Raw genomic sequence first — 14,132 nt, 5'->3', positions numbered from 1 at the left:
AGGGCCCGCACGGCGCGGATATGAATCGAGTCGCTTTCGATATCTATGGCGTAACCCGTACTGCTGGAGCGCCCGCGTTGGTAGGGTGACTTCATGATCAATACTGCTCGTTTGCACTCGGACCTGTCACGACTCAACCGCGAAACCGCGATGATGTCGGCCACGATCGAAACCCTGTCCACCGAAGAAATGGCCGCCGCCTCGCTGTGCGAAGGCTGGAGCCGGGCGCAGGTCATTGCGCACTTGGCCTCCAACGGCCGGAGCCTGGTCAAGCTCATCGACTGGGCCACCAGCGGAGAACCGCAGGAGCTCTACGCCTCGCGCGAGGCCCGCGACGCGGAGATCGACGAGCTGGCGGCCCTGCCGCGCGAGGAACTGGTCAAGAAGTTCCAGGACGCCGCCGCATACTTCGCCGAGCAGTGCGAACGGCTCAGCGGCGAACTGGCCGTGGAAGAGGTGGACCTTCACGGCAAGATCATTCCGGCGACCTCCATCGTGGCCCTGCGCATCTCAGAGGTGGTCATCCACCACCATGATCTGGATACCGCGTGGACCATCGAGGAAGCCGATCCGGATTCCCAGGAGAACGCCGTCGAGGCCGCCGTGCGGACTATGCGCGTGAAGAACGCTCCGGGCATGACGCTGGTGACCGAAGAGGGCGACGAATGGGTCATCGGCGATGGCGCGCTGAAGGTGCGCTCGGACCGCGAAGGCTTGATCGAATGGCTGGCCCGCGGCCAGGCCCGGCATATCGAGGCCGATGGCCCGATTCCGGTTTTGCCTTCCTGGTAACCATCTTCTGGCAGGCGTGTCAGCACGCGGCAACGGTTGGCCCTGCAAGGAGAATGGATTCGGCCCGCTTGTCGAAGTGAAAAGGAGCCGGCATTGATCCCTGTCATCGTGCTCACCGGATATCTGGGTGCAGGCAAGACCAGCCTGCTCAACCGCTTGCTGACCCGCCCGGGTACCCGCGTCGGGGTCATCATCAACGACATCGGCAAGGTCAACGTGGATACCGGGCTGATCACCGGCCAGATCGATGCGGCCGAATCCATTGCCGGCGGCTGCGTTTGCTGCCTGTCCGATAGCAGCGGCCTGGACGAGCTGCTGGAGAAGCTGGGCCAGCCGAAGCTGCGCCTGGATGCCATCATCGTGGAGGCCAGCGGCGCGGCCGACCCGCTGAACGTGGATCGGCTGCTGCGTTTCGGCAAGGCCCACGGGGTACGCTTCGGCGGCATCATCGACGTGATCGACGCGGTGGAGCATGAGCACACCGTGGATACCGCGGCGATGGCCCCGGCCCGCTTCAGCGCCACCAGCATGGCGGTGGTCAACAAGCTGGACCGCATTGCCCCGGAACACCGCGACGCGGTCCTGGCCAGGATCAGCGGACGGATCCGCGAAATCAACCCGCACGTTGCCATCATCCCGGCGTCGCACGCCGCCATAGACCCCGAGCTGGTCTTCGACATCGCCCTGAACGAAGACCCGATCGACGAGTTGCCGTTGGCGGCTGCCTCCCGCCCGCACCACGACCACGAGCATGCTCCTCACGCCAACGCGGTGACGGTGCGCTGCCCCGAAGCGGCGGATCCGGGTGCCCTCTTGGACCTGCTGGAGCACCCGCCGGTTGCGGCCTACCGGCTCAAGGGGCATGTAAAACTGCGCACCGATCGCGGCACGCAGCGTTTCCTGGTCAATATGGTGGGCCGGCAGATCCATTTCGCGAAAGCAACGGCCCACAGCGATCCGGCCAATGACGCGCTGGTCGCCGTGGGAATGAACTTGGACGAGGAAGCGGTTGGCGCGGCATTAGCGGCCGCCTTGGAACCAGCACGACTTGATCCTTCGCCGGGAAATCTCACCCGTTTGGAACGGCGGTTGATTTTGAGCAGCGATGCAGCAGATGCTCCGGCCAAGGTTGACGCTGAAGAGTTCTAGCTGCTGCGGCACTGATGCCTGCGAGTTGGCAACGAGGGCATCCGCTGCCCCGTCTCGACCTGCAACATCGAGCCGCGTTCGCATCCAGTTCGCGCCCGGTGCATAGGGGCACGTCCCAAACAGGCCAAGCCTTCGGAAATAACTCAAGTGCTGCCCGCGACTCCAGTGATGAGTCCCAATTCCAACCCGTCCAACGTTGGACGATTCCGTGCTCCCCGCGATTGCCGGGATGACGCCCGGTATTGCCGATGGTTTCGATGAGCGGTTCCAAGTGATCCTTGGATCTTCACGAAACAGCCCCGGGTCGCCAAAACCGAAGGCCGCATCCCGCGCGACCCTGCCGTCAGCCCACCATGTCCGAGCAAAAGAAACATCACTGGAACATGAAATGGACACGGTGCGCCGATGGCCGGCGGGTCAGCGCGGGGTGCGGCCCCGGCAGTCTCTGGAAATGAACGCTTACAACGCGATCTGGCGGTTCTGGTCCTTGTAGAGCAGGTACCGGAAGTTCTCCGGGCCGCCGGCGTAGCAAGCCTGCGGGCAGAAGGCGCGCAGTGACATGTAGTCCCCGGCTTCGACCTCGACCCAGTCGCCATTCATCCGGTACACGCCCTTGCCTTCAAGCACGTACAGGCCATGCTCCATGACGTGGGTTTCGGCGAACGGGATGGATGCGCCCGGTTCGAAGGTCACGATATTCACGCCGAAGTCGAAGGCCACGTCGTTGGGATCGAGCATGCGGGTGGTGCGCCACTTGCCATCGGTGCCCGGCATCGGGCCAGGTTCGATGTCGCGCTCATTGCCCACCACGGGAGCCGGTGCGGCGACGCCTTCAAGCACTTCGTAGCGCTTGCGCAGCCAGTGGAAGCTGGTGGTCTCGGTGCCGTCATTGCGGGCGGACCACGTAGCGCCGGCTGGCAGGTAGGCGAAGCCGCCGTCCACCAGCACATGTTCGGTGCCCTCGATGAGAAGGGTCAGCTGCCCGGTGAGCACGAAGATGAATCCCTGCACCTGGGCCTGCGGCTCCGGCTTGGTGGCGCCGCCGCCCGGGGCAACTTCCACGATGGCTTGGGAGAAGGTGGTGGCCCCGCCGGCGACCGGGCGGTTGAGCACCCAGGCACGGGTGTTGGTCCACTCGGGGAAGACGCTGGTGACGATGTCGCGCAGCACGCCCTTGGGGATCACGGTATAGGCCTCGGTGACGATGGCCCGGTCGGTGAGCAGATCGCTCTGCGGCGGGTGGCCGCCGAAGTCCGAGTAGTACGACGAGGAGTTCTGGATGGCTGGAACAGTCATGGTGTTGTCCTTAGGCGTGGGAGCGGTTCAAGGCGATCGCCTCGAGTTCGGGCAGGGTGATCTGGGCTAGTTCGGTGACCTCGTCGGCGCTGACCGCACCGCAGGCCACCCCGCGGTGGATGTAGCGGGCCAGGGCCCGTGCGGTGGCCGGCTCGTCCATGATGGCCGAGTTGATCTGGTGGACGTAGTTGCGCAACCGGGTTCCGGCTGCCTGCAGGCCTTCGCGGAAGAAGGCGAAGGTGGCCAGGTAACGGGTGACCAGCTGATTCTCGTGCATGTCCCAGCCCTGGTAGATGCCGCGGGACAGGTGGCGGGAGACCAGGCGGGCGTGCAGTTCCCAGGCGGCCGCAATGTTCTCCGGGTCGCCGGCCGGGATGATGTTGGTGGAGCCGTCGGACAGTTCCACCCCGGTGCCGGCTACGGCCACCTGCATGACGTCCTTGGCGAAGTCCGCTACCGGGTGCTCCATGGACTGGTATCCGGCGGCCACGCCCAGCGACGCGGAGTAGTCGTAGGTTCCGTAGTGCAGCGAGGATACCCGGCCCTTGCCCGAGGCGATCAGCTGGGCCACCGGATGGGTTCCGTTGGCGGCCAGGATGACCTGCGGGGTTTCCACCTGCACTTCGAAGCGGATGCGTCCGGCTTCCAGCCCGTGGGCTTCTTCCAGCTTCTCGGCCAGGTAGACCATGGACTCGACCTGGGCCACGGTGGTCACCTTGGGCAGGGTCAGGCGCAGGCCCTCGGGCAGCGGACCGTTGGCCAGAAGCCGGGTGATGAACAGGTCCAGGGTGCGGATCCCGCGGGCCCGGGTGGGTGCTTCGAAGCATTTGAAGCGGATGCCGATGCAGGCCGGGGCTTTGCCGGCGGCCACCGCGGCGGATACCGAGTCGGCCGCGGCAAGCACTGCGGCGTCCTCCTCGGCATCCGTGCGGTTGCCGTAGCCGTCCTCGAAATCGAGGCGCAGATCTTCGATGGGTTCGCTTGCCAGCTTCGCGCCAACCAGTTCCGCCAAGCGCTCTGGTTCGGCCAGCTTGAGCTTGGCCGCCAAGGCGGATAGGCCAATCAGTCCTCCGGCAGTGGCTACTGCGTTGTGGCCCCAACGTTCTGGGAGGTCCACGGTGTACTTGTCCCCGGGGACGTACACGGTATGGATCGGCTGGCGGGCTCCGGTATCCCCCGGGTAGGAGGTTTCCAGCAGCCGGTCGGTGGCGGCCAGCTTTGCTTCTACGCTGGCAAGCGTGGACTCATCGAAGGTGTTGCTCATGGCTTGGTCACGTATTCCTTTTCCAAGAGTTCGTAGGCTGGGGTGGTGAGGAAGTCCGCGAAATCCTCGTCCTTGCCGCTGGTCAGTTTCGCGATCAGTTCCGCTGCCGGCTGGTAGTAGGCGTTGAAGTGCTCTTCATTGTCGACCTCCGCGCGCAGGCGTTCAACCTCTTCGGCGAGAATGCCAGCAACCAGTTCGGCGGTGATGGTGTTGCCGGTGTCGGCGGCGACCACCTGGTTGCGGATCTGCTGCCAGATCTGCGAGCGCGAGATCTCCGCGGTGGCGGCGTCTTCCATCAGGTTGTGGATGGCGACCGCGCCGTTGCCCGAGAGCCACACGGCCACGTAGTTCACGGCCACGTAGAGGTTGGCGCGCACGCCGGCCTCGGTGACATCGCCAGGAGCGCTGGCCACGTCCAGCAGCTGGGCCGCGGTGACCTCGACCTCCGGGCGCTGGCGGTCGATCTGGTTCGGCTTCTCACCGAGCTTCGCGTCGAAAATCTCCTTGCACAGCTCAACCAGGTCAGGGTGGGCGACCCAGGAGCCGTCGAATCCGTCGTTGGCCTCACGGGACTTGTCCTCGCGGACCTTGTCGAAGGCGGCGGCGGTAACTTCTGGTTCGCGGCGGTTCGGGATGAACGCCGCCATGCCGCCCATGGCGAAAGCCCCGCGCTTGTGGCAGGTCTTGACCAGCAGCTCGGTGTAGGCGCGCATCATCGGCGCGGTCATCGACACGGCCGAGCGGTCGGGCATGATGAACGCTTCGCCGGCTTCGCGGAAGGTCTTGATGATGGAGAACAGGTAGTCCCAGCGGCCCGCGTTCAGGCCAGAGGCGTGCTCGCGCAGCTCGTAGAGGAATTCCTCCATCTGAAAGGCGGCCGGGATGGTCTCGATGAGCATGGTGGCGCGCACGGTTCCGTGGGCGATGCCCAGCTCGGCCTGGGCGAAGGTGAAGACCTCGTTCCACAGGCGCGATTCCAGGTAGTGCTCCATCTTCGGCAGGTAGTAGAACGGGCCCTGTCCCGATTCGGCGAGCACCTTGGCATTGTGGAAGAAGTGCAGGCCGAAGTCGACCAGTGCACCGACCGCCGGCTTGCCGTCGATGAGCACATTGTTCTCCGGCAGGTGCCAGCCGCGGGGGCGGACCACCACGACCGCGCGCGGGGCGTCGGTGCGCAGTGCGTAGGACTTGCCGGTTTTCGCATCGGTGAAGGCCAAGGTGCCCCGGGCGGCGGCCGAGAGATTGGAGATCGCATCGATGACATTGAACCAGCTCGGAGTGGAAGCATCTTCCAGGTCGGCCAGCCAGACCTTGGCGCCGGAGTTCAGCGCGTTGATGGCCATCTTGGCCGGGGAGGCCGGGCCGGTGATCTCCACGCGGCGGTCGCGCAGCGCCTCTGGGGCTTCGGCGACCTTCCAGTCGCCAGTGCGCACGGATTCGGTCTGCGGATCGAAGTCGATGGACTTGGCATCGGAGAACTGCTGGCGGCGCACGCCGCGTGCGGCCAGCAGCTGATCGCGGGTGCCAGCGAACTTCTGGTGCAGCTTCTCGATGAAGGCCAGCGCTTCGCCCGAGAGGATCTGCTGGGCATCGGCGACGTCGGGGATGCTGGTGATTTCAATACTCATGGGTTGTTCCTTAACTTCTTGTGCTCTGTTCCAATGAAGGGTGCGTTGACATGCACCCTAAGGTCTTGCTGCGCAGCGCCTACTTGGCGGCGGCTGCGTCCTGCACTGCCATGGCCACATCGGAGGCGACCTGTGGGTCGAATACCGACGGGATGATGAATCCGGGGTTCAGCTCTGATTCGCTGACCCGCGCGGCAATGGCGTCCGCGGCGGCCAGGAGCATGGCGTCGGTGATCTCGGTGACGCCTGCATCCAGCAGCCCGCGGAAGAAACCTGGGAATGCCAGGACGTTGTTGATCTGGTTGGGGAAGTCGCTGCGCCCGGTGGCGACCACCGCCGCGTGGCGACCGGCCAGTTCCGGGTCCACCTCGGGATCCGGGTTGGCCATGGCGAAGACGATGGCGCGCTCGTTCATGGCGGCGATATCGGCTTCGTCCAGCACGTTCGGGGCCGAGACGCCGATGAAGACGTCCGCGCCGGCGATGGCTTCCTTCAGGGTGCCGGTGAAGTTCTGCGGATTGGTGTTTTCCGCCAGCCAGGTGCGGTGCGCATCGGCGTAGGCTTCGTTGCGGGTGATCGCGCCATTGCGTCCGCAGGCGATGATGTTCTGCGCGCCGCGGGCCATGAGCAGCTGGATGATCGCGTTGCCGGCCGCGCCGACCCCGGAGACCACGATGCGCAGGTCCTCGATCTTCTTGTCCACGACCTTCACCGCGTTGAGCAGCGCGGCCAGGGTGACAATTGCGGTGCCGTGCTGGTCGTCGTGGAAGACCGGGATGTCCAGTTCTTCGCGCAGCCGGGCCTCGATTTCGAAGCAGCGCGGGGCGGCGATGTCTTCGAGGTTCACCCCGCCGTAGACCGGTGCCAGCGCCTTGACGATCATGATGATCTCCTCGGTGTCCTGGGTGTCCAGGCAGACCGGCCAGGCATCGACATCGGCGAACTGCTTGAACAGCGCCGCCTTGCCTTCCATGACCGGCAGGGCTGCGGCCGGGCCGATATTGCCCAGCCCCAGCACGGCCGAGCCGTCGGTGACCACGGCGATGGTGTTGCGCTTGACCGTCAGGTTGCGCGCATCGGCAGGGTTCTCGGCGATGGCCATGCAGACGCGGGCGACACCCGGGGTGTAGGCGCGGGAGAGGTCATCGCGGTTGCGCAGGGCGACCTTGGGGGTCACCGAGAGCTTGCCGCCAAGGTGCATCAGGAAGGTGCGGTCCGAGACGTTGCGCACGCTTACGCCATCGAGGTTATCCAGCGCCGCGCGCACGGTCTCGCCGTGGGCCACGTCGGTGGTGTTGCAGGAAACGTCCACCACCATGTGGGTGTGGTTGGACTCGGTGACATCCAGGGCGGTGATGTGCGCGCCGGCCGAACCGACCGCGCCGGCCAGCTCGCTGGTAGCGGTAATCGACGCAGGTGTCTGGACGCGAAGCGTGAGTGAATATCCCGGGCTTGGTGCTGCCATCTGATCCTCCTGTAAAAGTTTCCGTATAGTGGATACTATTATCCTCAAAATGAAAATGCAAGAGTGTTTTGTGGCGCCCGGCACGATTTTTTGCCGAGTTAATATCGGATCGTGGAAGAAAAGCCTGATTCTGCGCTATTCTTGGGACTAGGATTTCGCATCGTAGAAGTAATGCGTAGCCCTCTTCCGAAACCAGTGCCTTTATTAGGAGCAAAGATGACGCAGACTTCCAGCAAGTCCACCACCGGCGGCGTCCAGTCCGTCGAACGTGCTTTCGAGCTCCTGGAAGTCATCGCCCGTGCCGGCGGAGAAGCCGCGCTCAGCGAGCTTGCCGCCGATACTCCCCTGCCATTGCCGACCATCCACCGCCTGCTGCGCACCCTGGTCGGAGTGGGCTACGTGCGCCAGCTGCCCAACCGCCGCTATTCACTGGGCCCGCGGCTGATCCGGCTGGGCGAGGTAGCCAACCGCCAGCTGGGCGCCTTGGCCTCCCCTGCGCTGAAGGATCTGGTCGCGAAGCTGGGCGAATCGGCGAATATCGCGGTGCTCGACGGAGACATGGTCACCTACATCGCCCAGGTGCAGTCAGCCCACTCGATGCGCATGATCACCGAAGTCGGACGCCGCGCCATGCTGCACAATTCCGGGGTCGGCAAGGCCGTGCTCTCGGTGCTGGATGACGAGCGCGTGCAGCGTTTGGTCTCGCAGGCGGGCATGCCCCCGAAGACCGCGAACACCATCACCACCCTGGGCAAGCTGTTCACCGATGTCGAGGCCACCCGCGAACGCGGCTACGCCATCGACGAGGAAGAGCAGGAACTAGGGGTTCGCTGCATCGCCGTGCCAGTACCGGGCGCGCCAACGCCGATGGCCATCTCGGTTTCCGGGCCGGTGACCCGCGTTGACGAGGCCTTCATCGACAGCGCGGTGCCGGTATTGCAGGAGGCGGCCCGCGAGCTGGGACGCCAGCTGGTGGCCGCGGCGGACTAGCCGCGCTTGGCGATTCCGGCACGCAAGCAAAGATGCCCGCCTGGGCAGTCGATGGCATCGACCGCCCAGGCGGGCATCTCAGTTCGCGCTGGTGCCGGAACACCTATGGAGCCGGCGAACAGGCGTGCTACTGCGCGAACTGGGTTTCGTGCAGCTCGCTATAGCGTCCGCCAAAGGCCAGCAGCTCGCTGTGGGTTCCGCGCTCGACGATGCGCCCGCCCTCCACGACCAGGATCTGGTCCGCCGAGCGGATGGTCGACAGGCGGTGGGCAATGATCAGCGCCGTGCGGTCTGCCAGCGCCTCGCCCAGCGCCGCTTGCACCGCCGCTTCATTCGACGAGTCCAGGGCCGCCGTCGCCTCATCCAGGATGACTACCTGGGGTGCTGCCAGCAGCAGACGGGCAATGGTCATGCGCTGGCGTTCGCCACCGGAAAGCCGGTAGCCCCGCTCGCCCACCACGGTATCCAGGCCATCGGGCAAGGAAGCGATCACCGGCTTCAGCCGGGCACGCTCCAGCGCCTCCCAGATCTGCTCTTCGGTCGCTTCGGGCCGGGCCAGCGTCAGGTTGGAGCGGATGCTCTCGTGGAAGAGGTGCCCGTCCTGGGTCACCATGGACACCGTCGAACGCAGCGAATCGAGCTCAAGCTGGCGGATATCCTCGCCGGCCAGTTCAACACTGCCCGAATCCACGTCGTACAGGCGCGCCAGCAGCGAGGCGATGGTGGACTTGCCCGCACCCGAGGAGCCGACCAGCGCGTAGGTTTGGCCCGCGGGGATCTCGAAGTCGATATCGTGCAGGACCTCTTCGCCGCCGCGGGTGTCCAGGATGGCGACTTCTTCCAGCGAAGCCAGCGAGACCTTGTCGGCGCTCGGGTAGGAGAAGCTCACGTGGTTGAATCTCACCGGCACCGCCCCGGCCTCGAGGCGGCGGGCGTTCGGGGCATCGGCAATCAGCGGCTCCAAGTCCAGCACCTCGAAGACCCGGTCGAAGCTGACCAGCGCGCTGGTGATTTCCACGCGCGCGTTGGCCAGTGCGGTCAGCGGCGTGTAGAGGCGGGTGAGCAGCATGCCCAGGACCACCACGTCGCCGGCGGCCAGATCGCCACGTACCGCGTACATGCCGCCCAGACCGTAGACCAGGGCGAGTGCCAGGGCCGCAACCAGGGTCAGTGCGGCGACGAAGTAGAACTGGCGCATGGCCATCTTGACGCCGATATCCCGCACCTTGCCGGCACGCAGCGCGAACTGCTCGGACTCGTCCTTGGGACGGCCGAAAAGCTTGATCAAGGTGGCGCCGGGGGCGGAGAAGCGCTCGGTCATCTGGTTGCCCATGGTCGCGTTCAGGTCCGCGGATTCACGGCGCAGCAGGGCCACGGACCTGCCGAAATGGCGGGCGGGCAAGAGGAAAATCGGCAGCAGCACCAGAGCGATCAGCGTGACCTGCCACGAGGTGGTGAACATGACCGCAGCGGTGAGCACCAGCGCCACGGTATTGGAGACCAGCCCGGAAAGGGTTCCGGCGAAGGCGGATTGCGCGCCGATGACATCGTTGTTCAAGCGGCTGACCAGCGCACCGGTCCTGGTGCGCGAGAAGAATGCCACCGGCATCTTCTGCACATGGTCGAAGACTGCGGTGCGCAGGTCATAGATGATGCCCTCGCCCAAGCGCGAGGAGAACCAGCGGACCACTACGGACACCACCGCATCCAGGATCGCGATCCCCGCCATGACCAGAGCCAAGTTGATGATCGTCCGCACCCCGGATTGCGCGACGACTTCGTCGACCACCCGTCCAGCGAGCACCGGGGTGATCACGGCCAGGACTGCGGCGAAGATGGAGAAGACGACGAAGACCAGCAGCCGGGACTTGTAGCTGGCTGCGAACTTCAGCACTCGCTTAGGCGTGGTTGGAGCGTAGGCCTTGCCCTTGTCTCCTGACAGCTTCCATAGCGAATGCCAGGCGGCGCTTTCCATGCTCATAAGTGAGTGCTCTCAATCCTGCTGGAAGTAATCGGTGGGTTCCACCTTTGTCCATGATCCCAGTAAGCCATCCGCGACTTCCAGGTAGGGTCAGCTTACGGCGGCCAGCCCGGGCGACACAGCCCGATTGCCCGACGCGCAATAACCGGGATCCCTGCATCAAGAGGGATCCCTGCATCAAGAACAGCGGTACCCCCGGGTTCATTCCTCGCCGGCCCCGCGCGGCACAGCACGAGCCCCCGATGGCGCGTGACACGCCCAACGCTGCCGCCATCGGCACAGCGGTACTCGGAGCCAGATAAATGCCTATCAAACACGGATTAATTCCATAATCCAGAAGGAATCCATTCCGCATAACGAAATTATCTTTTTTCATTGCGGAATATTGTGACGTGCCTTACAGTTGACACCATCCAAGCCACGGGCACATACCTCGGAGCGAGTCCATCCTCAGGAGCAGCCATGAAAATCAAATCCGCAGACGACTTCCGGGTCGCTGAGCCAACCCCCAAGAAACCTTTCTACACTTCCCTGTTCTTCCAGCTTGGCGTCGCAATCGTCGCCGGCGTCTTGATCGGCCACTTCCTGCCGAAGGTCGGATCCGAGTTGCGCCCGCTGGGCGACGGATTCATCATGCTGATCAAGATGATCATCGCCCCGCTGATCTTCCTGGTGATTGTCACCGGCATTGCGGCGGTGGGCGATGTCAAGGCAGTGGGACGCGTTGGCGTCAAGGCATTGGTCTACTTCACCTGCGCCACACTCTTCGCCCTGGTCTTCGGCCTGATCATTGCCAACCTCTTCCAGCCAGGCGCCGGGTTGAACATCGACCCGTCATCCCTCGACGCCGGGGCCATCGAAGAGAAATCCGGAGAGGCCAAGGGGGCCGCCGACTTCATCCTGGGAATCATCCCGGTCAGCGTCATCGGCGCCTTCGCGGATAATAACTTGCTGCAGGTGTTGTTCTTCTCGGTCTTCTTCGGCGCAGCCATCGTGGTGGTCGGCCAGGAACGCTGCGCACCACTGCTCGCGGTGTTCGAGAACGTCCTGGAGCTGATCTTCAAGGTCATGAGCTGGGTCATGCGGGTCGCACCCGTGGGTGCCTTCGGCGCCATGGGCTTCATCATCGGCCAATACGGCATCGAGACACTGGGCACCTATGCGAAATTAATTCTCGCCTGCTACGCCGCGGCCCTGCTGTTCATCGGCATCCTCTTCCTGATCGCCTGGGGATTTGCGCGGGTTCCGCTGTGGCAATTCATCAAGTACACCCGCGAGGAATTCCTGCTGGCCCTGGGCACCGCATCAACCGAGTCGGTGATGCCTCGCATCATGACCAAGCTGACCAACGCCGGATGCTCCCGCGCCACCACCGGCTTGGTGGTCCCGACCGGATATTCCTTCAACCTCGACGGTGCGGCCATCTACTTGTCCATCTCGCTGCTGTTCCTGGCCCAGGCGTTCGGCCACAATCTCAGCTTTGGCCAGCAGCTTGCCGCCCTGGGCATCCTGCTGCTGACTTCCAAGGGCATGGCCGGCGTCCCTGGATCCTCGTTCTTGGCCCTATCGGCGACGGCAGCCGCCCTGGGCATCTTCCCGGTGGCCGGCGTGGCCCTGTTGCTGGGCGCGGACCGCATCATGGATTCGATGCGCGTTGCCGTGAACCTGCTGGGCAACTGCGTGGCCACCTTCGTGGTCGCCAAATGGGAAGGGCAGTTCGACCGCGAGGCAATGAAGCGCGCCTTCGCCGGGGAAATCACCAATGAGGACTCGGCCCGCATGCTCGGACGCGATGAGGAATGGGAAGCCATGGAGGCCGAACGCGTAGCCAACGGCGGCCAGCCTTCACCGAAGTTCGGCGGTGGCCCCACCCCGGAGGCCCTGCTCAAGTTCGATATGAGCCCGGCAACCGAAGCCGAAGCAGCTGCGGCCACGCAAAAAAGCTACCCCGATGAGGAACGCGCAGAAGCGCGCAGCTGAGTCAGGCGGTTGCCGCACGGAAAACTGCGGGGACCTTGAGAGCTAATCGGCCGGGGTGCACTGGAGCTTTCCAGTGCACCCCGGCCGATGGCCGTTCCACCTGCTGGCAGGGAAACTCGTCTCCAGGCAGGCCTTGCTAGATGGCGCTCCAGCCGGTATCTGAAGCCAGGACCACGCCGTTGATGTTGGTGCTGTCCTCGCTGAGCAGGAAGGTGATCGAGGCGGCGAGCTGGCTTGCGGTAGCCATGCCCGGAATGATGCCCATCAGCGGAGGGATTACCTGCTGGGCAAATTCGGAGGCCATTGGAGCCTCGATATTGGTCTGCACCGCACCCGGAGCCACTGCGTTGAAACGCAGCCCCTTCTTGCCGTACATGACAGCCGAGTTCTTGGTCATGCCGATGACCGCGTGCTTCGAGGCCGTGTATGCGACGCCGGCGGCCGAGCCGCGCAGGCCAGCTTCCGAAGCCACATTGACCACGTTGCCCTGGCCGGCCTCGAGCATCAGCGGGACCACCGAACGGGTCAGCTTCAGAACGGAATTGACGTTCACATTCATGACCCGTTCCCAGGTCGAGTCCTCGATCTCGTGGATCGGCTCGAACTTGTCCATAATGCCGGCGACGTTGGCCAGCGCATCGATCCGCCCCTCGCCAGCTGCCACTACCTGGTCCACTACCGCTTGGTCGGTGATGTCGCCGGCCACAACGGCAACGTCCAGATCCGGGTTCTCGGCAACAAGCTCATCGAGCCGTTCGCGGCTGATGTCCGCGGCGATCACCTTGCCGCCTTCCTTGGCCACGCGCAGCGCGGTGGCCTTGCCGATGCCCGAACCGGCGCCAGTGACCACCACTGTCTTGCCGGCAAAACGTTCTGCGGTGACCTTTTCCTGCCATGCGTTTTCCATGCCCATAACCGTTCCTTCTGGTTGCCGATGAATTGGTAGTTTCATGTTATGACACACTGTGTCTTAACTCAATGGGCCATAATTGGGATATGCCTGACACCCGAGATTCCGTTGCCACGCACCTGCCTGGGCGCCCGCAGTCCATTGATCCCGACTCCGTGGCCCGCACCGCCCTGGCGCTCTTCGCCAAGCATGGCTATGGCGAAGTCTCGATGGCGCAAATTGCCGAAGAAGCGGGAATCGGACGCAAGAGCCTCTACCGCTATTTCGCTTCCAAGGCGGATTTGGTGTGGGGCGGCCTGCTGGAAGCTTCGGCCATTTCAGACGGCGCCTTCGCCTCGGCGAAGCAGGAGGGCCACGACCTGGTGGGTGCCATGCACGCTGCTGCGGTGGCAGCTTTCGATTCGCTGCCGGATCCGGAGGTCACGCGAGGACGCCTGCGGCTTATCGCTGACCAGCCCGAGCTCCTGGCCCAGGCCTCGATGCGGATGGGCAAGGACAACGAGCGGGTGCTGCGGCATTTCTCGGAAGGCGGGGTCAGCGCGCAGACGGCGCCCTATCTGGCGCTGGCCTTCGGCACGGTGACTTTTGCAGCATGGATCAGCTGGGCGCAATCTGCTGACCCCAGCCCGGAACCGTACTTGGCCGAGGCGATCAAGGTGCTTCGCTTGCCGTAGCCT

At 64.3% G+C, this 14,132-nt stretch carries 11 protein-coding genes; 5 read left to right on the top strand and 6 right to left on the bottom strand.

Annotation, left to right across the window (positions count from 1 at the left end; genetic code table 11):
* Nucleotides 1-93: 93 nt before the first annotated feature.
* Together ACIOTN_RS12450 and ACIOTN_RS12445 are read left to right on the top strand one after the other, a co-directional pair.
* The gene (locus tag ACIOTN_RS12450; RefSeq protein WP_105656504.1) at nucleotides 94-792 is read left to right on the top strand and encodes a maleylpyruvate isomerase family mycothiol-dependent enzyme; all 699 of its coding nucleotides are present in this window, start codon (nucleotides 94-96) and stop codon (nucleotides 790-792) included.
* A 93-nt stretch (nucleotides 793-885) separates the two neighbouring features.
* Nucleotides 886-1,941, top strand: coding sequence for a CobW family GTP-binding protein (locus tag ACIOTN_RS12445; protein WP_400341779.1), 1,056 nt, complete (start codon nucleotides 886-888; stop codon nucleotides 1,939-1,941).
* Nucleotides 1,942-2,400: 459 nt separating this feature from the next.
* Here ACIOTN_RS12445 and ACIOTN_RS12440 read toward each other — a convergent pair whose 3' ends face one another.
* The 4 genes from ACIOTN_RS12440 to ACIOTN_RS12425 form a co-directional block, all read right to left on the bottom strand.
* A complete protein-coding gene (locus ACIOTN_RS12440) occupies nucleotides 2,401-3,237 on the bottom strand; it encodes a bifunctional allantoicase/(S)-ureidoglycine aminohydrolase (protein ID WP_105656506.1) in 837 nt (278 codons plus the stop codon).
* Nucleotides 3,238-3,247: 10 nt separating this feature from the next.
* A complete protein-coding gene (locus ACIOTN_RS12435) occupies nucleotides 3,248-4,501 on the bottom strand; it encodes a DUF6986 family protein (RefSeq protein WP_105656507.1) in 1,254 nt (417 codons plus the stop codon).
* Nucleotides 4,498-6,129 carry a malate synthase A gene (aceB, locus tag ACIOTN_RS12430; protein ID WP_105656508.1) on the bottom strand — a complete coding sequence of 544 codons (1,632 nt, stop codon included), beginning with the start codon at nucleotides 6,127-6,129 and terminating at the stop codon, nucleotides 4,498-4,500. Before aceB ends, ACIOTN_RS12435 begins: the two co-directional genes overlap by 4 nt.
* A 79-nt stretch (nucleotides 6,130-6,208) precedes the next feature.
* A complete protein-coding gene (locus ACIOTN_RS12425) occupies nucleotides 6,209-7,594 on the bottom strand; it encodes an NAD-dependent malic enzyme (RefSeq protein WP_332486400.1) in 1,386 nt (461 codons plus the stop codon).
* A 216-nt stretch (nucleotides 7,595-7,810) separates the two neighbouring features.
* Here ACIOTN_RS12425 and ACIOTN_RS12420 point away from each other — a divergent pair, with 216 nt between their 5' ends.
* Nucleotides 7,811-8,584 carry an IclR family transcriptional regulator gene (locus ACIOTN_RS12420; RefSeq protein ID WP_105656510.1) on the top strand — a complete coding sequence of 258 codons (774 nt, stop codon included), beginning with the start codon at nucleotides 7,811-7,813 and terminating at the stop codon, nucleotides 8,582-8,584.
* 127 nt (nucleotides 8,585-8,711) lie between these two features.
* On the opposite strand, the gene ACIOTN_RS12415 is transcribed toward ACIOTN_RS12420, so the two are convergent.
* Nucleotides 8,712-10,565, bottom strand: a complete 1,854-nt coding sequence (locus ACIOTN_RS12415; protein ID WP_105656511.1) for an ABC transporter ATP-binding protein — start codon at nucleotides 10,563-10,565, stop codon at nucleotides 8,712-8,714.
* 462 nt (nucleotides 10,566-11,027) lie between these two features.
* On the opposite strand from ACIOTN_RS12415, the gene ACIOTN_RS12410 reads away from it, so the two are divergent.
* Entirely contained in the window at nucleotides 11,028-12,545 is a 1,518-nt protein-coding gene (locus ACIOTN_RS12410) for a cation:dicarboxylate symporter family transporter (RefSeq protein ID WP_402735434.1), read from the top strand.
* 136 nt (nucleotides 12,546-12,681) lie between these two features.
* On the opposite strand, the gene ACIOTN_RS12405 is transcribed toward ACIOTN_RS12410, so the two are convergent.
* Nucleotides 12,682-13,458 carry an SDR family NAD(P)-dependent oxidoreductase gene (locus ACIOTN_RS12405; RefSeq protein WP_105656513.1) on the bottom strand — a complete coding sequence of 259 codons (777 nt, stop codon included), beginning with the start codon at nucleotides 13,456-13,458 and terminating at the stop codon, nucleotides 12,682-12,684.
* Between the two features lie 83 nt (nucleotides 13,459-13,541).
* On the opposite strand from ACIOTN_RS12405, the gene ACIOTN_RS12400 reads away from it, so the two are divergent.
* Complete coding sequence (locus ACIOTN_RS12400) at nucleotides 13,542-14,129, top strand: TetR family transcriptional regulator (RefSeq protein WP_105656514.1); 588 nt, start codon at nucleotides 13,542-13,544, stop codon at nucleotides 14,127-14,129.
* Nucleotides 14,130-14,132 lie beyond the last annotated feature (3 nt).

Origin of the sequence: Glutamicibacter sp. NPDC087661, assembly GCF_044743275.1 — a bacterium.
In the GTDB taxonomy this organism is placed as follows: domain Bacteria; phylum Actinomycetota; class Actinomycetes; order Actinomycetales; family Micrococcaceae; genus Glutamicibacter.
Note: the sequence above shows the minus strand (reverse complement) of the source record. Positions and strands in the feature narration are given on the sequence as shown.